The 20,982-nt window shown below is 35.6% G+C and carries 20 protein-coding genes; 3 read left to right on the plus strand and 17 right to left on the minus strand.

Annotation, left to right across the window (positions count from 1 at the left end; genetic code table 11):
* The 3 genes from GYV61_RS07130 to GYV61_RS07140 all read right to left on the minus strand — a co-directional run bounded on the left by GYV61_RS07130 (position 1) and on the right by GYV61_RS07140 (position 4,364).
* Positions 1 to 1,296 carry a restriction endonuclease subunit S gene (locus GYV61_RS07130; protein WP_174795304.1) on the minus strand — a complete coding sequence of 432 codons (1,296 nt, stop codon included), beginning with the start codon at positions 1,294 to 1,296 and terminating at the stop codon, positions 1 to 3.
* Positions 1,297 to 1,312: 16 nt separating this feature from the next.
* On the minus strand, positions 1,313 to 2,890 hold the full coding sequence (locus GYV61_RS07135; RefSeq protein ID WP_194240828.1) for a type I restriction-modification system subunit M: 1,578 nt from the start codon (positions 2,888 to 2,890) through the stop codon (positions 1,313 to 1,315).
* 133 nt (positions 2,891 to 3,023) lie between these two features.
* The gene (locus GYV61_RS07140; RefSeq protein ID WP_174795305.1) at positions 3,024 to 4,364 is read right to left on the minus strand and encodes a KAP family P-loop NTPase fold protein; all 1,341 of its coding nucleotides are present in this window, start codon (positions 4,362 to 4,364) and stop codon (positions 3,024 to 3,026) included.
* Positions 4,365 to 4,631: 267 nt separating this feature from the next.
* Between GYV61_RS07140 and GYV61_RS07145 the strand changes: the two genes are divergently transcribed.
* Together GYV61_RS07145 and GYV61_RS07150 are read left to right on the plus strand one after the other, a co-directional pair.
* A complete protein-coding gene (locus GYV61_RS07145; protein ID WP_174795306.1) occupies positions 4,632 to 5,066 on the plus strand; it encodes a LytTR family DNA-binding domain-containing protein in 435 nt (144 codons plus the stop codon).
* On the plus strand, positions 5,063 to 5,521 hold the full coding sequence (locus GYV61_RS07150) for a DUF3021 domain-containing protein (protein ID WP_174795307.1): 459 nt from the start codon (positions 5,063 to 5,065) through the stop codon (positions 5,519 to 5,521). The genes GYV61_RS07145 and GYV61_RS07150 overlap by 4 nt, the downstream gene beginning before the upstream one ends.
* 132 nt (positions 5,522 to 5,653) lie before the next feature.
* Here GYV61_RS07150 and GYV61_RS07155 read toward each other — a convergent pair whose 3' ends face one another.
* The 7 genes from GYV61_RS07155 to rlmD all read right to left on the minus strand — a co-directional run bounded on the left by GYV61_RS07155 (position 5,654) and on the right by rlmD (position 10,358).
* Positions 5,654 to 6,019 (minus strand): TIGR02328 family protein, encoded by a 366-nt coding sequence (locus GYV61_RS07155; protein ID WP_174795308.1) that lies wholly within the window; start codon positions 6,017 to 6,019, stop codon positions 5,654 to 5,656.
* Positions 6,016 to 6,396: a YbgA family protein gene (locus tag GYV61_RS07160; RefSeq protein ID WP_174795309.1), complete on the minus strand. Its 381-nt coding sequence runs from the start codon at positions 6,394 to 6,396 to the stop codon at positions 6,016 to 6,018. The genes GYV61_RS07155 and GYV61_RS07160 overlap by 4 nt, the downstream gene beginning before the upstream one ends.
* A 117-nt stretch (positions 6,397 to 6,513) precedes the next feature.
* Positions 6,514 to 7,251, minus strand: a complete 738-nt coding sequence (locus tag GYV61_RS07165) for a DUF6994 family protein (protein WP_174795310.1) — start codon at positions 7,249 to 7,251, stop codon at positions 6,514 to 6,516.
* Positions 7,244 to 7,510 (minus strand): AbrB/MazE/SpoVT family DNA-binding domain-containing protein, encoded by a 267-nt coding sequence (locus GYV61_RS07170; RefSeq protein ID WP_174795311.1) that lies wholly within the window; start codon positions 7,508 to 7,510, stop codon positions 7,244 to 7,246. Before GYV61_RS07170 ends, GYV61_RS07165 begins: the two co-directional genes overlap by 8 nt.
* A gap of 186 nt (positions 7,511 to 7,696) precedes the next feature.
* Complete coding sequence (locus GYV61_RS07175) at positions 7,697 to 8,278, minus strand: NAD(P)H-dependent oxidoreductase (protein ID WP_174795312.1); 582 nt, start codon at positions 8,276 to 8,278, stop codon at positions 7,697 to 7,699.
* Positions 8,275 to 8,814 (minus strand): TetR/AcrR family transcriptional regulator, encoded by a 540-nt coding sequence (locus GYV61_RS07180; protein WP_174795313.1) that lies wholly within the window; start codon positions 8,812 to 8,814, stop codon positions 8,275 to 8,277. Before GYV61_RS07180 ends, GYV61_RS07175 begins: the two co-directional genes overlap by 4 nt.
* A 191-nt stretch (positions 8,815 to 9,005) precedes the next feature.
* Positions 9,006 to 10,358, minus strand: a complete 1,353-nt coding sequence (gene rlmD, locus GYV61_RS07185; protein ID WP_174795314.1) for a 23S rRNA (uracil(1939)-C(5))-methyltransferase RlmD — start codon at positions 10,356 to 10,358, stop codon at positions 9,006 to 9,008.
* Positions 10,359 to 10,532: 174 nt separating this feature from the next.
* Here rlmD and GYV61_RS07190 point away from each other — a divergent pair, with 174 nt between their 5' ends.
* Positions 10,533 to 11,243, plus strand: coding sequence for a Bax inhibitor-1/YccA family protein (locus tag GYV61_RS07190; RefSeq protein ID WP_110445800.1), 711 nt, complete (start codon positions 10,533 to 10,535; stop codon positions 11,241 to 11,243).
* Positions 11,244 to 11,310: 67 nt separating this feature from the next.
* Here GYV61_RS07190 and GYV61_RS07195 read toward each other — a convergent pair whose 3' ends face one another.
* Genes GYV61_RS07195 through pcrA form a run of 7 tightly spaced genes read right to left on the minus strand, consistent with a single transcriptional unit; the run spans position 11,311 to position 20,905 of the window.
* Positions 11,311 to 12,231 (minus strand): diacylglycerol kinase family lipid kinase, encoded by a 921-nt coding sequence (locus GYV61_RS07195; RefSeq protein WP_046324530.1) that lies wholly within the window; start codon positions 12,229 to 12,231, stop codon positions 11,311 to 11,313.
* A 30-nt stretch (positions 12,232 to 12,261) separates the two neighbouring features.
* Complete coding sequence (gene gatB / locus GYV61_RS07200; protein ID WP_174795315.1) at positions 12,262 to 13,692, minus strand: Asp-tRNA(Asn)/Glu-tRNA(Gln) amidotransferase subunit GatB; 1,431 nt, start codon at positions 13,690 to 13,692, stop codon at positions 12,262 to 12,264.
* 3 nt (positions 13,693 to 13,695) lie between these two features.
* The gene (gene gatA, locus GYV61_RS07205; RefSeq protein ID WP_174795316.1) at positions 13,696 to 15,135 is read right to left on the minus strand and encodes an Asp-tRNA(Asn)/Glu-tRNA(Gln) amidotransferase subunit GatA; all 1,440 of its coding nucleotides are present in this window, start codon (positions 15,133 to 15,135) and stop codon (positions 13,696 to 13,698) included.
* Positions 15,135 to 15,437, minus strand: a complete 303-nt coding sequence (gene gatC / locus GYV61_RS07210) for an Asp-tRNA(Asn)/Glu-tRNA(Gln) amidotransferase subunit GatC (RefSeq protein WP_174795317.1) — start codon at positions 15,435 to 15,437, stop codon at positions 15,135 to 15,137. The genes gatA and gatC overlap by 1 nt, the downstream gene beginning before the upstream one ends.
* A gap of 14 nt (positions 15,438 to 15,451) precedes the next feature.
* Positions 15,452 to 16,591 carry a CamS family sex pheromone protein gene (locus GYV61_RS07215; RefSeq protein ID WP_174795318.1) on the minus strand — a complete coding sequence of 380 codons (1,140 nt, stop codon included), beginning with the start codon at positions 16,589 to 16,591 and terminating at the stop codon, positions 15,452 to 15,454.
* Between the two features lie 13 nt (positions 16,592 to 16,604).
* Positions 16,605 to 18,617: an NAD-dependent DNA ligase LigA gene (gene ligA / locus GYV61_RS07220; RefSeq protein WP_174795319.1), complete on the minus strand. Its 2,013-nt coding sequence runs from the start codon at positions 18,615 to 18,617 to the stop codon at positions 16,605 to 16,607.
* Positions 18,618 to 18,661: 44 nt separating this feature from the next.
* Positions 18,662 to 20,905, minus strand: coding sequence for a DNA helicase PcrA (gene pcrA / locus GYV61_RS07225; protein ID WP_174795320.1), 2,244 nt, complete (start codon positions 20,903 to 20,905; stop codon positions 18,662 to 18,664).
* Positions 20,906 to 20,982 lie beyond the last annotated feature (77 nt).

Consider the following 20,982-nt stretch of genomic DNA (forward strand, 5'->3'; position numbering starts at 1 on the left):
CTATTCAACAAACATATTTTGTAAAAGACACTTTTTAACTTGTTGAAAATTTTGTAATTTTTTATTTTCTAGATAAATTAGATGATCAACTTTAGCTAGAATATTACCTATTCTTTTCTGTTCATATATACTATTAGAAATAGAAATAAATAGATATGATAAATTCTTTTGGCTAATTCCCTGAGCTGTACCACCAGTAGATAAACTCATTAACTTGTTTTTAGCTGAAACTGTATTTAATCTATATAAAAGAAAACGACTATTTATATTTTTTTCATCAACCCTAAAGGCAATAGTTCTTTGACTAAGAATATATTTTTCATTATCGTTAATAATAGCAATATTGCCCATAGGTGCCTCGGTAGTAAAAAGTATATCCCCTTTTTCTAGTTCTGTTTTACCCATCCATTTCTTATATAGATCATAGTTACCAAAATGAACATCAATATTTTTATCTATAAAACCATTTTTTACATTAATAGCTGATAAAGCCCGATATTTACCATTATTAGACCAACTTAAGCCGAGCTTTTTTGGGGTTTTTCCCCTAAAGTCAATAATTTTCGTTAAACAATTTACAAATTTTCTATCTGTCCAGTCATCTTCAAACCCCTTAAATCGTAATTCAGGTATTTTAGCATCATGCTTAGGAAATAGTTTCTGCAACAAAGCCTTTTTTAATAGCTCCAACTTGTCAATCTTTTGCTGCTGCAAATCAAGTAGCTTATCTAATTTAGCAAAAAAGTTACCGATTTTTTGTTGTTCTTTAATACTTGAGGCCTTAACGATATAATTCCATAAGTCTTTAATTTCAATATTAGCTTGATTAGCATTTCCACGTTCTATTTTAGAAATATAATTTATGTATTTAGGTTGTTCTAGTTGAGAATAAATAAAAAAACTATCAAAACCACTTAAAGCAGTCAACTTAACTAAGTTTTGGTTTAATAAATAGTTCTTACTCATATCAATGTAAATCGCTCTACCTACTGATGAACTCTTTAACTTTGTTTTTGATCCTACAGTAGTAATGATTATATCTTTTTGATGAATTATATATTTTTTAAATTTAGTAGCCATAGTTTCAGAAATATACGTTGAGCTTCCATTTTCGTTTTTTATTTTTTTATTAGTCAAATCGGTTACTTTAATAATTCTTATTCCGTCTTCTGTATATAACTTTGATTCAAATGCGAAACCTTTAACATATTTTGTTATCTTTCCAAGTTTCTTATCTTTCCATTCATCCTCAAAACCACTAAATCTCATATTTGGCACTGAATTATGTTTTTTCATTTTTCAACAAACCTTACTATAGAATTTCTTTTAACTGATCAAGTGTTTTTTGTGCTTCTGGGTTTGTGCCAACCAATTCATCCAAAGAATGCTTAATTTCATCAGTTATTTCTTTTTGTTCTTTTGTAATGTTAGACATATTTGCAACTAGTTTTTGCACATCAACCGGTGGTTCTTCTTCAAAAGTATCAACATAACGTGGAATATTTAGATTAAAATCATTTTCTTTAATCTCATCAAATTTTGCCAAATGAGCATATTTTTCAAAATCTTGACGAGCAGAATAAGTAGTTAAAATTCGATTTATATCTTCTTCACGTAATTTGTTTTGCGTTTTAACCTTTTCAAAGCCTTTAGACGCATCAATAAACATGACATCCCGGTCTTGCTTATCTTTTTTAAGTACAACAATCACAGTTGGAATACCAGTACTATAAAACAAATTTGCTGGCAGACCAATAATTGCATCAATAGCACCATTTTCAAGCAGCTTTTGTCTGATCTTCCCCTCAGTACCGCCACGGAAAAGAACGCCATGAGGTAAAACTATGGACATCACACCACTATGCTTTAAATGATAATAACCGTGAAGTAAGAAGGCATAATCGGCCTTCGATTTTGGGGGTAAAACTCCATAAGGTGAGAAACGGGGGTCATCTAAAAAGCCCTTTCTTGCTGACCATTTTAATGAATACGGTGGATTCATAACAACCGCGTCAAAATTATTGGCTTCCTCTGCTGGCCAATCTTCGTCTAAAGTATCGCCATTACGCAAATGCCTGTTTGCTTGGTCAATGTTGTGCAAAATCAAGTTCATTTTGGCCAAGTTATACGTAGAAGTATTAATTTCTTGCCCATAGTAAGTAACTCGATCATGAGCTGAACCATATTTTTTAAAGTTTAAGAGCAAAGACCCAGACCCCATAGCAGGATCATAAACTGTCATTCCGGCAGAATAATCTTTACCCACTAATGTTAAGCGCGTTAGCAGCTCAGAAACTTGTTGAGGTGTATAAAATTCACCCGCTTTTTTGCCAGATTCTGAAGCAAACTGACTAATTAAGTATTCATAAGCATCTCCCAGACTATCACCTGAAGTTTTAACCAATTCTATTTTGCCAATTGCTTGAATAACTCCAGCTATACTATCTGTTCTTTTTTGCGCTGTGCTTCCTAAACTTTTAGAATACAAATCATAATCATCAAATAACCCTTCAAAGTCTTGATCCGAGCTTTCAAGTTTATTGAAAGCATCACCTAATTGCTTGACCTGAAAAGTATGATTGTTGACCGCTTTTAAAATACTATTGTATGTATATTCAGGTTCAATTACATAACCTAATGATACCCGCAACTCATTAACTAGTTCTGCATCATCGGCATTATCTTCATAAATTTTTTGAGCTTCATCTAGCGTTCCATCAGGTTCATCAGCTAATAATTCCAAAACGTTGTAAAGCATGTGATCAGATAAATATTTATAAAAGACTGTGCCCAATAAATAGTTTTTATATTGACTCGCATCCATTTTCGATCGTAATGAATCTGCTGCACTAAACAGTCCTTGCTGTAAACTTGTAGTTGTATTTGACAATGTTATCTCCTTTAATTTTAAAATTTATATTCAAAGTTATTTTCTAATTTAATTAGTTGATTGAAATTAGCTCAATCAATGTCTATTTAATTGTACCATTATATATTTATCAATCAGATAAATTTTAATATACTTATTTCTTAGTGGATTTGGTATCTTTATCTTCATAAACCGAATCATTTGATACCAAACTTAAAATATCATTGACTTCTGTTTTTAATTTATAAGGTTCTCTAATATAGATGTTCTTGGGTTCTTGAGTAATTCCAACAGATTCTACAATTTCATTTCTCACAAAAATACAATCGTAAATGTCTTTTGCAGCTTTCTTAAGAGTGTTTGAATCATTAATCAACAAAAAGATTGAAAAGATTTTACTCGATGCTAAGAAATCAATAAAGTCTGTACCATCATTATAATAAACAAAAGCATTGAATTGATCGCTATCGACCATCTTAAGTGCAATCAAATAGGGAATTATAAAGAAATCTATTATTTCATTACCATTTCCGAATACATCTGCATGGTAATTAGAAGACAAGAATCTATTTTTAACACCAGTAATATCTATCATGCTTGTAAAATGATTCTCTTCCCTAAGACTAAAATTGAATTTCTGAGTGATCTCGTCACAATACTTTAAATACGTTTTTTCATCTGAAGACATACCTTGTATATTTTCAGAAGTATAATTTGCATCCGGTAAGCTGATAATTGAATAAAAAAATCGATCAAGGTATCTATCACCGTCAAAACTTGAACCATAAAGCTTTTTTATTGTATTTTTTAATTCATAAAGATTGACGGAAAAAACGAAGGTAATTTTCTTGTTATCAAAAAAATGTTGTACTCTTTCTAATAGCTTAACAGCATATGTTGGACGACATCTATCTAATTCATCGATGAATACAATTAGACGTCCATTTTTCGGAATTAAAGAAGCTAATTCCTTCTTGAATTTGGCTTCAATATCTTCTTCTGTATGAAATATATCTAAGATATTATCAATATCAGCTTTTGCAATTTCTTTAGCTGCTATTTTAACTAATTCTTTTCCCGCTTCAATAGCTACAGTCTTAGCTTTCGTTTTAATGTTAAAAGCAGTTGTAGCTATACTTTTAGATAAAGACACAATCGGATCCAAATCACTATCATTTTTCCAAGCGTCAAAATAAACAGTTTTAAATTTAATTTTTGTAAGTTTAGCAATTTCATCTTGACCTATTACATCTAAAATTTGATCTTTATATGAGTACTGATTCTCTTCATTTAAACAATCTAATACTAATTTACATTGTTTTACAAAAAAGGTTTTACCTGAACCCCACCGACCATCAAAAGCAATTGAGTATGAATCATCCTGATAATTAAGCATTTCTATAAACTTAAATAAGCTATTATTTCTTCCAACACTGTTCTTAACAAAAGTATCTATTATATTTTCTTCAGTTGGTTCTAGATCTCTTTTTTTCAAAATTATCTTCCTTTCTATTCAAAAATGCAATTTTAAGTTGATCACCTTATTTGATTTGATAGATGCAATCTAATCTTAGTTCATTTCTTTTAAATTATACTTTAGTATATTTATGCACTCAAACTCTCTTTTAATTATAAAAGATAAATTTTAGCCAAAAACACAAATTTTGTAACCATTAATGACATTCAATCAACCATTTGCAGTATTCCATGATAAAAATGAAATTCATCTACTATACTTATTAACAGAAAGGAGAAGCCAGAAATGAAAATTAATTGTCACATCGATCCTAATATTAGTGAGGAGCACGGTGAATTATGGATCAAAAAAATGACACCAGCAATTAATGAACTTTTGCAAAAATTATCGCAGTCTGAAAATTCTTTATGGTGCCATTATCAATCTCAAATTTATCCGATTAATTTTGAAGACATTTATTCACTTGAAGTTGCTAATAGAGATATTAATGTTTATACAGAAAAACAGCAACTTACATATAATGATCGTTTATCAAATTTGAAAGCAGATTTACCCAACTATTTTATTGAAGCTTCACGCAGCGCTATATTTAATTATCAACACATCGATCACCTTGAATTACTTAATAATGGATTAATCGATGTTGTTCTGACTAATAAGCATCGCGTACAAATATCAAGAAGAAATATTAAGACCCTGAAAGAGAGGTTAGGAATATGAAAAATACAAAGAGATTTATCAATTATTTGTTTAATTTTGCCGTTAGGGGAATCTTCATTGGTTTAATGATTTCTATCTTTTGCAGTTATGCATCGAATAGTCCAGTTTATGTTCCATCCAGCCCATCTTTTACGACAAACTTTAGCAATTTGCTTAATGCTTTTACCGCCTCAATTATTCTTTGGGCAGTGACTGGAATATTTTTCGGTTTTGGCAGTTTTATCTTCACTATTAACCATTGGTCATTATTAAAGAAGACGGTTATAAATTTCTTTACCTACTATCTTGGGTTTGTTTTTTTAGCCCTTTTAGCTGGTTGGGTTTCGTTAGACTTGATTAACTTCACAAAATTTACTGTGATTTTTGTCATCATCTACTTAATTTGCTGGTATTATAATTACCATAAAATTGCAAAGGAAATTGCAAATATTAATCATAAAATCAAAAAAGAGTAATCTAATTACAATGTCAAAAAAGTTGAGCATTCATATCAAAGTGCTCAACTTTTTTACTTGCGTTTCTTAATAAAGAGATTTAGGAAAATATCATCAATCCATGTTAATCTTCCGCTTTTTAGTAAACTAAACTTAATATAAATCAATTCCTTTTTGGTGCAAATTATCTAAGCAACTTTGTAAATAGGCATCATTGTGCTCTGGATAAATTGGATCAGTCCACGGAATAGCTGGTAAACTTTCGTACTTAGGACAATGTTGTCCTCTATAATAAGGATCAAACCATTTAAGATCTGGATGATAATGGCGCCGTTGCATCTCAGCTAATACTAACAAATGAAATTGATACAATTTGTAAGGTGAATGTTGAAAAACATAGTTAACGGTAGCGTGGGGCTTACCCCAGCCACGTCCACGCAAAGCAGCAATTTCGCGGTGTTGCCCTAATAATTGTTGCCTAGGCAAACGCCAAATTAAGTCTTGATGCCATAATCTCATGATTTTTCTTTATTCTCCTGAATTAAACGTGAATTTAGTAAATAAGAAACTTGATACTTTTCAGCTAAACGACTTAAAAATGGACCCAATTCATCTTCTGTTGGTGATAAGTTTTGCAATAAATGTAAATATGTTTGTTTTTCCTCTGGTGTACATATTTTTTTAAAGTAGCCCCAGACATGCTGATAAGCGTTAGTTAAAGTTTTAACCGTTGGGGTTTGACTGGCTGCTTTTTCTAATAAGTCCTTAAATTCAATATTCTTTTGTTCTGACCATTCGTTGTCTTTAGCTAGCAGCCCAATCTGCTCATAGCACTGTTGCGAATGAGCCATCACCCAATATTTATTATAGGCCCACTCTTCTTGCCATTTATCCATTTTCATTTGTCCTATTTTTTATGCATTTAAATGCATAGTTTTATTAATAATAAATTCTTCCTAACTAAATTTTATTACTAAATACTATTTCACAACAAACGATTCAAACTAAATTTATTAAAACAACTTGTCCAAAGTTAACAGCTGTTTCATGTATTGTCTTTGAACAATTTTATTCTTAGATTTACTCTGAAGTTGCTGTAAACCGCCAGTAACAACTTTTCTTTGTCCAAATTCAATATCTAACACATCATAATTTTCATTAACAAAATCTTCAAAGTGCATTTCATGAATAAATTTTGGAAAATCATCAGTAAAGGCATCTAGCCAAATTTTAGTATTATTATTTTGATAGGCTTTTTGCATCGGCGTTGCTTCACCGATAAAGTAATGTTTCAAATCATATAACAAGTAATCAATGCGATCGTGATAAATTTGATAACGATAAGTATTTATTGTTGGAACTTTATGCTGGGGCCATATGAAATGTAACTTTACACTTGATCTGATTTTGGCATAATTGGATAAAAATTCTGAAGTAGTTGACCCCAGATTTTTTGAACTCTTAACTCCACAAATAATATCTGCTGACATTTTTATTTTTTGATTATTGACGTCAACAAATAAATTACATTTCTTGCACTCTAAATCATACTTAAGAGCTAGATCTTTGTATAATTCAACATCACAATTATCTGGATCTTCATATAGAGTATCTTCAACATTTTTGACCATTTTAGGATCATTAGTTTCCAACCAACTGTAATAATCACTTTGATAGAAATTTTTCAAACGTTCAATGTTTTTTAAGTATACTTGCAAAAGTCGTTCGTTCCCCCTGACTTTATTAGCCATTAACCATCCAGTCATGGAAATCCGGTGATTTTTTGGGATCAAAATAACCATTTTCATCGATTTTGACATCCTCAACTGGAATTTGCTTAACCAAATTAGACCAATCTAATGCCGTTGGTAATTTTTTGATAGTGATTTCACCATTATTTAACTCGAATAACACTTTGCTTCCCTTTTTCAAACCTAAAGCTTTCCTGATTGGTGCTGGAATAACAACTTGTCCTTTTTGTGAAACTTTACCAATCAAAACGCGGTTCATAACTATGCCTCCTTTTTAGTTTACTTCTATTAATTGTTTTACCAAAATACCTGTTAATGCTCAAAATTATATCAATTAATTTTGTTAACAAAGCATTTGAAATAAATAAAGCATGATTTAAGAACAAATTATTTAGTACAAATTTCTCTTGTTAATTAAACAATTGAAAAAACAAGTGGAAACTTTTTAGCTAAAAGTCTGCTTAGTTAATTGATCTAAGTATTTCCTCCTTCGTTCAAGCGAAGAATTAGTAATACCACCAAAATTCTGCCAATAACAGTGCCTAAAACCTAATTGGCGCAGAGTTTTGTTAATGAGAATTTTTTTAATAGCATTACCTAAAAAGAAACGGATATACCATGTTGGTGAAGTTGAAGTGGTTAGCACATAACAGTGTTTAACATTAGTCAACTCACCTTTCACTCCTATTTTAGTAACAGTATGTGATAAACCTTCTCCTTCTTTCATCACCTTGTCAATAAAGCCTTTTAGCATCCCAGGAATATCATTCCACCAGTAGGGTGTAATAAAAATCAAAGTATCCGCTTGTTGACATAGTTTTAGGTATTTAGTAACTAAAGGGTCGGTAGTTTGACCTTGATGATAGAGCCTCAATTCTTCCTTTGAGTACACTGGATTAAATTGATCCGCATACAAGTCTATTATTTCGTATTTCTGATGAGCAGCACTTAGATTTTCTTTAATTATTTCTAGTTCCGCATGATTAAAGCTCTGATCATAGGGATGACAATAAATTATCAAAATCATTTTTTACTACCCCCAATCATTTCATTTAAGGTTTTTTCAACTAAAATGGGCTCATATTCAGCTACCCCGTTTATGATTAACAACGAATACCCTTGAATAAAGGCCCAAATTTGAGTAAAGAATTGTTGATCAGTAACTGCACCACTGTTTATCTGATGAACTAACCTCATTACCTGATCGTAAAATTGAAAATCATGATTGGCATGTTGGTAAAAATTCTGCAAACTTGAATTAAAAAATAGGAAGTTGATAAGCTTCGCCTGTTCCTGGCTCAACTTACAGAATTCATTAGCTAATGAAAGTAATTCATCCTTTGGTGAACTCTCAGAAGTAGTAATCAGTTGTTCAGCAAATTGCTGTGATAATTTAATCGACACTTGGTAAAACAACTCATCCTTGTTTTGAAAGTATTTATAAATGGCCCCAGTAGTCATTCCTATTTTTGTTGCCAATTTACGCATCGATAAGTTCTTATAATCATCTGTTTTAATCCATTCTATCGTTGCTTGAATGATTTTATCTTGTGTATTGTCCATTTTACATACCTCCTTAAATAACATCGTTATCTGCAATTAACAATATAACACTGTTATCTGGAGACGTCAATAAGACCAATAATTTAAGATATTACCAAGTAGAAAACAAAAAGCGTACTAATTCAAATCATTAAAAATGAATTAGTACGCTTTTATTCTATTAAAAATACCACTATACAAACATTTAGTATTTATTTCCTAGTCCGTTTCAGCACCGTAACCGCTTCAACATGCGGCGTTTGTGGAAACATATCAACAGGATCGATTTGATTAAAGGTATAGCCTTCATTCATAAATTCCTGCAGGTCGCGAATCATGGTTGCGGGATTGCATGAGATATAAACAATCTTCTTCGGACTTGTTTTTACTGCTGCTTCAATAAATTCTGGTGTTAATCCTTTTCGTGGCGGGTCGACAAAGATGACATCAGCTTTCATCCCCTTAGCTGCCCATCTTGGCATCACTTCTTCAGCCTTACCAGTCACGTATTTCGCATTACTGATACCATTCAGTTTGGCATTATTATTGGCATCTTTCACCGCGTCAGACACACTTTCAATTCCGCGAACAGATTTAACGTGTTTAGCAACACTTAAACCAATAGTTCCAATACCAGAATAGGCATCAATCACGATATCATCAGGTTTTAAATCAGCTTTTTTGATAGCTAAATCATATAAGCGGGGAGTTTGCAGTGAATTGATTTGAAAGAAACTTTCAGGGGAAATCTTAAACTTAACTTCACCTATTTGATCCGTAATTTGTGGCTTACCAAAGATTAAGTAATCAACTTTACCTAAAATAACGTTGGTCTTCTTCGGGTTATAGTTCAAGACTAGGCTAGTTACGCCATCGATTTGTTTAATTGCCTCTGCCACTTTAGGTAGTTGCGGAAAATCCTTATGCAGGCAAACCAAGATGACCATAATTTCACCAGTCGCTTTACTGCGGCGAACGTCCAAGTACCTGACTTCACCCTGATTATGAATTTCATCGTATGCTGGAACATGATACTGTCTTAAAATGTCACGCACAGCGACTAAAACGCGGTCAATTTCAGGATCAGTCGTAAAAAAATTGGTCAGAGGCACTAAGTCGTGTGAATGTTTTCTGAAAAAGCCAATTTCAAGTTGGCCTTTAACTTCACGAACAGGCACTTGTGCCTTATTACGGTAGCCTGTTTCTTCTGGACTAGGCAAAGTCTCGCCTACTTTTACATCATCTAAATGTGCTTTCTGCAGTAAATTTACTACTTGATTACGTTTAAACTCCAGCTGCTTATCGTATTTGATGTGTGCTAAAGATGCCAAGCCAGTTTGAACCCATTGGTTAAGTTTAATGTTAACCCGATCAGGACTTTCCTTAATGATTTGCTCGATTTTAGCAAAAGCAAAGTGCTTTTTGACTTTTAAAATCTTGGCTTCTACCGTCTCTCCCGGTAAAGCATTATTGACAAATACTGTCATGCCCTCATAATGAGCTACTCCCATAGCTTCATATGATAAATCTGTAATTTCAAGTTTGATAATTTGATTCTTTTCCATATTTTTGTCCTTTTTTACAAACACTAATTAATATCTTTATTTTACTAAAAATCCTAGCAAAAGTAATGCACAAGTCGGTTTCTTAATATTGGATTAATTTCAACTTTATCCCTTCACACTTATTGTTGTCTGTGTTACTTTTAATACTAATAACTTAAAGAAAGGACGTTTTTCATGAACAATTATGATACTAATTCAGACAGGCGCCAAATCCACACCATCTCCGAAACCAATACTTTTTTAACTAAAATGTATGCTTTGATGGCCGGCGCGGTACTTGTTTCTGCATTAGCAGCCTACTTAACAATGACTGTTTTCAGAAGTGCTGTGATGAACATGCCAGTGGCCATGATGTGGCTCATTTTATTTGTCCCGTTTGGCTTATCAATGGGTATTAGTTTTAAAGCTGATCGCAATCCAGTTGCCAGTTTAGTTATGTTAATAATATTATCAGCAATTTATGGTTTTGAATTTGCTTTAATTGCTGGCTTTTATACCGGCACGCAAATCACTTCTGCCTTTGTTTCAGCAGCAGCGGTTTTCATTGCCATGGCTTTATTTGGTACTTTTACTAAAAGAGATATGACTAACTGGAACTCTTACTTGAGTGCCGCTTTACTTGGCTTTGTTGTTGCCTTGATAGTTAATATGTTTTTACGTAACCCGGCCGTTACTTATGTCTTCTCATTTATTGGGGTTATTCTTTTTACAGGTTTAACTGCCAGCGATGCCAACAAAATGAAAGCCATTTACACTAATTATGGCGACCAAGTTTCAACTAACGGCTTAGCAGTGCTTGGTGCATTACAACTCTACCTTGATTTCATTAACATTTTTATGTTCTTACTAGAAATCTTTGGTGGCAGTGGCAATAGTCGCAACTAATAGATTTTGTTACTAAACTAAAGAAGCAATTACTCGTGAAAGTAATTGCTTCTTTTTTGTGCTTTATCTATTCACCAACGAAAAATTCAATTCGTTGTTGTAAATTTTTAAAAGTAACAGGACAATAATCACCAATTTCACCATCAAGGTTAACCGGCAATTTTTCGCCTTTGCTTTTACCCATTAATTCAATCTTTAAACTACGCGTCTTAGTGTAAATAATGTCAGGATCATCAACGTGTTTGCCGTTTAAAGCTAAAGCCATTAATTTTAACAACTTTACTGGTTCAGACGGCTTGACAATTATTAATTGAAACAAGCCATCACTTAATTCAGCATCAGGCATAATTTGTTCAAAGCCCCCGATGGAATTGGTCATTCCGAGCAATAACATTGAAAGTTTGCCCTCGTATACGCCCTCATCATAGGTAAGACGAAGTTCGTTTTCAGTAAGATGAGGCAGCATTTCCGCACCCTTAATTAAGTAGGCAGTATAGCCAAGTGCAGACTTTACTTCTGATGGAACTCCATAAGTTAATTCGGTTAGTGAGCCACAAGCCGCAATATTAACAAAATACTGAATATCCTTGGCAAAAGTTGCCTCACCAATATCCATTTTACGGGTTTTATTTTTTAGAATAACCTTTGTTGCTTCGGCAATATCATCTCGCGGGATATGCAGAGCACGAGCATAATCGTTAGTAGTACCGGCAGGAATAATTGCCATCTTTGGTCTTTTTTCCAAATTCGCAATACCGTTGACCACTTCATTGATGGTGCCATCACCGCCGGCGGCAACAATCAAATCAAAGCCTTCATTAGCTACCCGAGTTGCTTCTTTTTGCGCACTCTGCTTTTCTGGCTTAGTTCTAAATGCACTTGCCTCATACCCAGCTTGTTCCAAAACGTCCAATATATCCGCGACATTTTTAGGCATCTGTTCGTGACCAGATACAGGATTATAGATCAATCTTGCTTTTTCAGTCATAATTTCTACCCTTATTACTTCAAAACTTACTTAACGCTTTTGCAATTCTTCATTCAGCAACTTATTAATTATCTTTGGATTGGCCTTGCCCCTGGTTTGTTTCATCAACTGTCCGACAAGATAACCAATTGCCCGATCCTTACCGTTCTTAAAGTCTTCTACCGATTGTGGGTTGTTATCAACAACCTCTTTAACCATAGGTGCTAAGACGCTGGTATCAGATAACTGCACCATACCTTTGTCTTCAACGTATTTCTTAGGGTCTGTACCATTAGCGATTGTCTCTGCAAAGACCTTTTTAGCTATTTTAGAAGAAATCGTGCCATTTTTAATCAGTTTAATCATGGCAGCTAAATGCTCCGGTGTCAACTTAATATCAGCCAGTTCAACCCGATTATCATTCAAATAGCCATTAACCTGGGTGTTCATCCAGTTAGCAGCAAGTTGTGGATCAGCTCCAGCAGCAACCGTTTGATCAAAGAAATCTGAACTTTCTTTGGTTTGCAGAAGAACATTTGCGTCATATTCTTTCAGACCAAATTCATTCACATATTGGTTGTAACGTTCTTCGGCTGAACGCGGCAAAGTTGACTTGATTTCATCAATCCATTCTTGACTAATATGATCAGGAGCAATGTCAGGTTCAGGGAAGTAGCGGTAATCTGCATCGCCTTCTTTGACACGCTCCAAAACAGTTTTACCAGTTGCTTCATCAAAACGGCGAGTAGAAAGTTGCACTCGACCACCAGAAAGGAGAACTTGCGCTTGCCTTTTTTCTTCATATGCCAAAGACTTACGCACATGTTCAAAAGAGTTCAAGTTCTTCATTTCAACTTTGGTACCCAGTTTCTTTTGCCCGGCAGGTCTAATGGAAATGTTGGTATCAACACGCATTGACCCTTCTTCCATCTTAACGTCGGAAGCACCGGTAAATTGCACTATCTTACGCAATTTTTCAAGGTAAGCATAGCCTTCATCAGGATCTGCAATTTCGGGCTCAGAAACAACTTCAAGTAGAGGAACACCCTGCCGGTTTAAGTCAACGTAAGAATAACCGTTGGTCCCATGAGTATTCTTGCCGGCATCTTCCTCGATGTGCATTTCATGAATTCCAATACGCTTTTTCTTACCGTGAGATTCAATTTCAACGTAGCCATCACGAGCTAGTGGTTGGAAAAATTGGGTAATTTGGTAAGCCTTAGGGCTATCTGGATAGTAGTAATTTTTCCGGTCAAAATGAGTGGTTGGCAAAATATGAGCATGTGTGGCCAACGCGACCATAATTCCTAAACGGTAAACGTCTTTGTTAACGTAAGGTAAAACACCTGGCATTGCCCAATCAATGACATTTGTTTCCGTGTTGGGCTTTGCACCATAACTTACTGGCGAAGGTGAAAAAATCTTACTTTTAGTTTTTAATTCAAAGTGAACTTCGAACCCAATCGTTGATTTAAAATTCATCAGTTAATCCTCCATTCCAGTTGGTGTTTTTTCATAAAACTTATTAGTTCTTTCGATAAAGTCAGCAACTTGGAAAATGCTGCCTTCATCAAAGCGTTTGGCCATAATCTGCAGTCCTACAGGCATTCCGTCAACTAAACCAGCAGGAACGCTGGCAGCAGGAATTCCGGCTAAGTTGGCTGAAATTGTCAAGATATCGTTGTTGTACATTTTAATTGGGTCGGAAATTTCACTACCGATGCCAAAAGCAGGAGTTGTCGTAGTCGGGCCCACAATCACGTCATTCTCAGCAAAAATCTGATCGAATTCGTCACAAATTAACGTTCTGACTTTAGATGCTTGTCTAAAGAAACGATCATAAGAGCCAGCCGAAAGTGCAAAGGAACCTAGCATAATCCGGCGCTTAACTTCTTCGCCAAAGCCTTCTGAACGCGACTTAACGTAAACATCTAATAGGTTCTTAGTATCTTGAGCACGGTAGCCGTAGCGAATACCATCAAATCTTTGCAAGTTTGATGAAGCCTCACTTGAAGCAATAATGTAATAGTCGGGAACTACATACTTGGTTAAAGGTAAAGATACCTCAGTAATGATTGCTCCCGCATTTTCCAAAGCATCAATTTGTTCTTGAATTGCCTTGCGCATATCGCCATCAACAGCAGCCATGTATTCTTTAACTACCGCTACATGCATACCCTTAACATCTTGACCAATGTACTTGGTAAAATCAGGCACTGCTCTAGTCGAAAGAGTAGAGTCGTGCTCGTCACTACCCGCAATAACATTTAAAACTTGAGCCGAAGTTTTTGCCCGCTTACTCATCACGCCGATTTCATCTAATGAAGAAGCAAAAGCAATTAAGCCCCAGCGAGAAACGCGGCCGTATGTTGGCTTGATACCAAAAATGCCGGTAAACGCGGCAGGCTGCCTGATCGAACCACCAGTGTCTGAACCCAAAGCAGCAACGACTTGGCCCGAGGCAACAGCAACAGCTGAACCACCAGATGAACCGCCCGGTACTTTATCCAAATTCCATGGATTGTGGGTAATGCCAAAGTATGAATGTTCAGTAGAAGAACCCATCGCAAATTCATCCATGTTGGTTTTACCCACAAAAGTCACTTGCGCCTTTTTTAATCTTTCAATGACAGTCGCATCATATACCGGAATGTAATTATCTAGAATGTGACTAGCTGCCGTTGTTTTAACACCATCAGTAATAATGTTGTCTTTAATGGCAATGGGAATGCCAGCAAGTTTATTATGAGCAAAGTCTAAATCATTTTGTGGCTTTGCATTTTCTTGAACAGTAATCCAGGCGTTCAACTTGTCATCTGTCTTTTTAATATTATCAATTGTATCTTGCGCTAATTTGTCGGCTGACAAAGTCTTGTGGGCAAGTTTTTCATTTAAAGAGTCAATATCTTCATTTAAGTAATTCATTACTCGTCCTCATCCTTATTAATAATTACCGGAACCTTAATGAAGCCATTGGCCTGTTCAGGAACATTTTTCATTAATTCAGCTCGATCTTGCCAGTGTTCAGGCTTGTCTTCTCTGAAAACCGTATCGCGATCAACAACCTGAACGGTTTCTTTCACACCAGCAGTATTAACTTCTGATAATTGATCAGCCATATTAATAATTGAACTCATTTGTTCAGTTACCTTGCTGATATCTTTTTCATCAATCTCAAGCCGCGACAAAGTCGCAACGTGTTTAATTGTATCTTCTGTAATTTCCACGCAAATATACCTCCTTATTCGCCACCATAAATATGGACTTGATAACTACTATCCCCTGTTTCTTTAGCAACTAAAGCCTGGATATCATTAACTGAACCAATCTTAATTTCGATGGGCACGTTATTAGCCAAATACTTCTTTGCGGTTGATAAAACCAGCCTGGTAAAACTTTGAATCTGCTCATACCCATAAAACTGGGTAGTAATTGTAATATTTTCTTGAGCTAACTTACCATTTTCATAGCGTAAAGTTGCTGTTACACCACTGATATTAGGGAAATAATTTTGAATAGATTCTTTAAAACTATTGAAACTGGAAGCATCACTGCTATTAATTGCTTTTTTACCACCAACCGTTGGTAAAACTTCCGCTTGAGTATTAATAGTTTTCCATTTAGTTATTTTACTACTATTAGCGGCCGCTGTCCCGCTCAAAAAGTAAGTTCCAGCCACTAAAGAGTCCTTACTTTCTTTGGCAAAAAGACCAACCGTAATTGGAATGTTCTTTAAAGCTTTCTTTTTCCGCAAACGAGCCACTACTTTTTGGGCCACTTCTTGTCCGTACTGCTTTTGCTGAGCACGTGAAATTTGTGCCTGGTATTCAGGACCATCTTTTTTCTTTTGATAATAGTCAATTGAATTAAGAGCAAGCCCAATACTAATACCACCTATGTGGTAATTTGAACCGGAACCCGTCAAAAAATCTTGTTCAATTATTTCTTCTAAATAAATTGGCTGGTAATTTTTCTTAGTCCCTATTTTGGGATTAAGGCCAGTGGGATTTGACTTTGACTTTCGTCCCAACCATTGATTGGCTACAGTGGCAGAAATGTACTGGCCTTCCTGAAAGACATATGAATTTGTTGAATAAACACCTTTAGAAATCTGGACCAAGCCTCGTTCTAATTCTCTGGTGTCAACAGAATTATCATTATCAGTCGCTGTCAGGCCAGATATTGGGCTTGTTACATAATGCCCGTTTTTTAGCAAAACAGTATACCCATTATTACCAGTATCAGTAGTTTGATATGTTTTAGGGCTTGAATTCGATGATGTTTTAGCGTTATTCGCCAAGTTGGAATTTTTCAAGTTGCCGCAAGCCGTCAAACTCAATGATATTCCCAAAAGCGTTAATATTTGCAAGTATTTTTTCACTTTAAAAGTTCCTTTATTTAACTTGAGCAATTGCTTCTTCCTCAGTCAATAATGCGACACCGAGCTTCTGCGCTTTGGTGTATTTGGAACCAGCGTCCTGACCATAAATTACATAATCGGTTTTTCCAGAAACTGAACCAGTTACCTTAGCACCAAGTGCTTGTAATTTCTTGGTAAATTCACTTCTAGTATAATGCGCCAGAGTTCCTGTTAAAACGACAGTTTTATCTTTAAAGTAATTGTCTGGGATTGCTGTAGTGTCTTCAGGTTCTGCACCCAGATAATCCATATTAACACCACTATTTTTAAGTTCATTAACTAGATCTTTAACTTCATCTTGAGCAAAATAAGTGGTTAAAGATTCTGCAATTGTCATTCCTATTGTAGCGATAGCAGCTACATCTTGCACGTCTGCAGTTATAATCTTTGCCATATTTTTAAACTTTTGTGCAATTAATCTGGCAGCCTTTGCTCCGACATGATCAATTCCAAGTCCAGTTAACAATAATTCAACGGAATTTCTTTTTGAATTATTGATGGCGTTTAATAAATTGCTGATAGATTTATCTTTAAAATGATCCAGTTTTTCCAAATCAGCAGCGGTTAAATGATACAAATCAGCTACATTATGAACTAGACCATTCTTAATTAACTGCCGCACGATCTTAGGCCCTAAGCCGTCAATATTCATAGCCGGTCTTGAAGCAAAATGAGTTATACCCTCTTCAATTTGAGCAGGACACGACGGATTAACACAGCGCAATGCTACTTCATCTTTTAGATGAATCAATTTTTCTCCACACGACGGGCAAGTTGTCGGAATCGGATAAGGTTGAGCATCCTTCGGCCTTTTAGCTAATACCACTTCTGAAATCTCGGGTATAATATCGCCCGCTTTATGTAACATAACGGTATCGCCAATACGGACATCCTTTTGTTGCAATAAATCGGCGTTATGCAAAACAGCATGAGAAACTGTAGTACCAGCTAACTGGACAGGATCCATAATCGCAGTTGGCGTTACAACTCCAGTACGACCAACCGTCCACTTGATTTCATGAACCACAGTTTCCTGCTCTTCAGGAGGAAATTTATACGCTATTTCCCACCGTGGCACTTTGACGGTATTTCCCAGTTCTTGTTGTAAGTCCAAATCGTCAACTTTTAAAACAATCCCGTCAATACCGTAATCTAGCGAATTTCTTTTAGCAGTATACTCGTCAATAAAAGCAAAAATATCGGCCATTTTCGCAATTCTGCGCCCGGTTTGGTTAGTGTGAAAACCCAGCTGCGTCATTTTTTCTATGGCTTGGTGTTGACTGGTAATTTCTGCTGGCGGATTAACCCAGGTATAAATAAATGTACTCAAGTGCCGGTGTTTGGTAATACTTGCATCTAATTGCCGTAAAGAGCCGGCTGCAGCGTTACGCGGATTGGCAAAAGTTGTTTCGCCGTTTTCATCACGTTCCGCATTGAGTTTAGCAAATGGTTCTTTACCCATGTAACATTCACCCCGGACTTCTGTGGTCAATTTTTCAGGCAAGGTTTGCGGTATATCAGAAATATAGCGTGCATTAGGAGTAACATCTTCACCTACTTGACCATTTCCCCTGGTAGAAGCCCTGGTTAATTTACCGTCAGTATATTCTAAGGCAATAGACAGACCATCTATCTTTAATTCGACATTATAAGCAACTTCGTGACCTATTTGTTTTTGCACTCTGTCATCAAATTCCTGCAGTTCTTCTTTAGAAAAAACATCTCCCATTGATAACATCGGAATTTCATGAGAAACCTTAGTAAACTGATTGTCAATCTGTCCCCCTACTTTTTGAGTAATGGAATCTTGTGACACCAGTTGTGGAAATTCCTGCTCAAGTTCAACTAAACGATTATAGTTTTTATCGTACACATTATCTTCAACTTCAGGTGTGTCCTTTGTATAATAGGCATTTGCCCATTCATCTAGTTTATCTCTTAGAGCTGCGACTTCTTTTCTGGCCTCATCAAGAGTTAAATCTGCCATTTTCTTCCTCCTGATTTAAAACTATTTTTTTATTTCTGCTTTTATTATACCTTTTTAATTGGTGCAAATGCTGCTAGAAGCCGCTTGATTCCTTTACCACTAAAAGCAATATCAAGCTCCATATCTTCGCCCTTGCCGTTAACTTTAGTTACAACGCCTCTGCCCCAGGACTTATGCTCTACCTGGTCTCCGACATTCCAGCCTTTTTTCTCCGCTCCTACTGCACCAGCAGGTTTAACTTTGGGAGTATAAACCTGTGCACGTGCCCGTTCATCACTATTAGCAAAAGGTGCGGTTTCAGCTTGCAAGTTGACACTAGTCAAAGTAATTGGAACGGAATTTTCAATATTCAGGTCGTCTTGATCAATTTCTGCCAAAAATCTGGAAGGAGGATTATTTTGCATTCTGCCATACATCATGCGTGAGTAAGCATTGGTTAAAAACAGTTCGCGCTTAGCTCGGGTAATACCCACATAAGCCAATCTGCGCTCTTCTTCCAGCTGATCATCTTCCATCAAAGCGCGGGACAAAGGAAAAAGTCCATCTTCCATTCCCACTAAAAAGACTACTGGAAATTCCAGTCCCTTCGCGGCGTGTAATGTCATTAACGCAACTTGATCATCATTATTGGCCAAATCATCTTGGTCACTTAAAAGAGAAACCTCGGCCAAAAATTCACTCAAAGCATTTTCAGCGTCATCATTTTCTTCATATTCATCATCAAAGCGCTTAGTAACAGACAAAAATTCATCCAGGTTTTCTAATCTAGTTTCTGCTTCAATTGTATGTTCAGCTTTCAAGGCAGCAGTATAGCCAAAGTCCTGCAGTATTTTTTCAGTCAGACCAGTAACTGTATGATCTTTAGCAAAATTAATCGCATCGCGTAGTTTAGCGCCAAAATCACTTAGTCTAACGGCTGCCCGAGCAGTAACGCCTGACATACTAATGTGATCAAAGGCTCCTAAAATTGATAAATTGTTATCATGGGCAAAGTCCATAAAACGCCGCACACTTACTGGTCCAATACCGCGCTTAGGGGTATTAATAATCCGGTTGAAACTCATGGAATCGCTGGGATTAGCAACTAACTTTAAATAAGCCATAATATCCATGATTTCTTTTCTATCATAGAACTTATGACCACCAACAATTTGGTAAGGAACATTTGACTTAACAAAGGACTCCTCAACTGTTCTGGATTGCGCATTAGTACGGTATAATACCGCAAAATCGTGGTAAGAGCGCTTTTTCTCTTTTACCTCTTCTTGTATTTTAGCAATAATAAAGTGCGCTTCATCGTCGCCACTTTGGGCGCGATAATAAGTTACTTTTGCACCTTCACCTTGGTCTGTCCACAGCTTTTTGGCTTTGCGGTTACGATTATTCTTAATTACGGCATTAGCGGCTGCTAAAATATGACCAGTTGAACGGTAATTTTGCTCCAGTTTGACAGTTTGAACGCCATCATCATGATAGTCCTGCTCAAAATTCATAATGTTTTCCATGTTAGCACCGCGCCAGCCATAGATTGACTGATCCGCATCACCGACAACACAGATATTTTTATATTGTGCAGCTAAAGCATGACACAGTTCGTATTGTGCCTGGTTGGTATCCTGGTATTCATCTACCAATAAATAACGAAATTTATTTTGATAATAATGTAAAACTGTCGGAGCCTTTTTGAATAAAACCAGAGTTTGCATAATCAAATCATCAAAGTCCATAATTTGATCATTCTTTAGGCGTTTTTGATACTCCTGATACACTTGAGCTGTTATTTTTTCAAAAGGTGAGGCAGCGCTGGCTGAAAATGCAGCTGGAGTAAGTAAATCATTTTTGCCATTGGAAATGGCAGACAAAATCCTCCGTGGTTCATACATTTTGGGATTAATATTTTGCTCTTTTTGAATATGTTTAATTAAAGTGAGCTGTTCAGCTGAATCAGCAATCGAAAAATTACTGCTATAACCAATTTTTTCGGCATCCCGTCTTAATATACGGACACAAATAGCATGAAAAGTCGACATCCAGATACCGTCAGCCTGCTGGCCCAATAACTTATATTCGCGCTCTTTCATTTCAGTAGCGGCTTTATTGGTAAAAGTAATAGCCAAAATATTCCAAGGCGCGATCCCTTTTTCAGCAACTAGATAAGCAATTCGCCGCGTTAGCACGGACGTTTTCCCAGAACCAGCTCCAGCAACGACTAATAAAGGCCCTTCTGTAATCTGTACTGCTTTTTTTTGCTGTGGATTTAAACCCTTTAAAATTGATTCTACGCTCATTCTGAATCCTCTCACCCCAAATTTTATAACTCTTCTATTGTACCAAAAATCGTAGCCTTATTTGTTACCCTGTGCAT

Source organism: Lactobacillus melliventris, from assembly GCF_013346935.1.
Taxonomy (GTDB): domain Bacteria; phylum Bacillota; class Bacilli; order Lactobacillales; family Lactobacillaceae; genus Lactobacillus.

Excerpts from the sequence above, each read along its gene's own strand:
- GYV61_RS07150 (WP_174795307.1), top strand. The coding sequence starts at position 5,063 with ATGAAAAATACAAAGAGATTTATCAATTATTTGTTTAATTTTGCCGTT.
- GYV61_RS07170 (WP_174795311.1), bottom strand. The coding sequence starts at position 7,510 with ATGAACCGCGTTTTGATTGGTAAAGTTTCACAAAAAGGACAAGTTGTT.
- GYV61_RS07130 (WP_174795304.1), bottom strand. The coding sequence starts at position 1,296 with ATGAAAAAACATAATTCAGTGCCAAATATGAGATTTAGTGGTTTTGAG.
- GYV61_RS07145 (WP_174795306.1), top strand. The coding sequence starts at position 4,632 with ATGAAAATTAATTGTCACATCGATCCTAATATTAGTGAGGAGCACGGT.
- gatA (WP_174795316.1), bottom strand. The coding sequence starts at position 15,135 with ATGAATTACTTAAATGAAGATATTGACTCTTTAAATGAAAAACTTGCC.
- GYV61_RS07160 (WP_174795309.1), bottom strand. The coding sequence starts at position 6,396 with ATGGATAAATGGCAAGAAGAGTGGGCCTATAATAAATATTGGGTGATG.
- gatB (WP_174795315.1), bottom strand. The coding sequence starts at position 13,692 with ATGAATTTTAAATCAACGATTGGGTTCGAAGTTCACTTTGAATTAAAA.
- GYV61_RS07155 (WP_174795308.1), bottom strand. The coding sequence starts at position 6,019 with ATGAGATTATGGCATCAAGACTTAATTTGGCGTTTGCCTAGGCAACAA.
- GYV61_RS07165 (WP_174795310.1), bottom strand. The coding sequence starts at position 7,251 with ATGGCTAATAAAGTCAGGGGGAACGAACGACTTTTGCAAGTATACTTA.
- GYV61_RS07195 (WP_046324530.1), bottom strand. The coding sequence starts at position 12,231 with ATGACTGAAAAAGCAAGATTGATCTATAATCCTGTATCTGGTCACGAA.
- pcrA (WP_174795320.1), bottom strand. The coding sequence starts at position 20,905 with ATGAGCGTAGAATCAATTTTAAAGGGTTTAAATCCACAGCAAAAAAAA.
- rlmD (WP_174795314.1), bottom strand. The coding sequence starts at position 10,358 with ATGGAAAAGAATCAAATTATCAAACTTGAAATTACAGATTTATCATAT.
- ligA (WP_174795319.1), bottom strand. The coding sequence starts at position 18,617 with ATGGCAGATTTAACTCTTGATGAGGCCAGAAAAGAAGTCGCAGCTCTA.
- GYV61_RS07180 (WP_174795313.1), bottom strand. The coding sequence starts at position 8,814 with ATGGACAATACACAAGATAAAATCATTCAAGCAACGATAGAATGGATT.
- GYV61_RS07175 (WP_174795312.1), bottom strand. The coding sequence starts at position 8,278 with ATGATTTTGATAATTTATTGTCATCCCTATGATCAGAGCTTTAATCAT.
- GYV61_RS07190 (WP_110445800.1), top strand. The coding sequence starts at position 10,533 with ATGAACAATTATGATACTAATTCAGACAGGCGCCAAATCCACACCATC.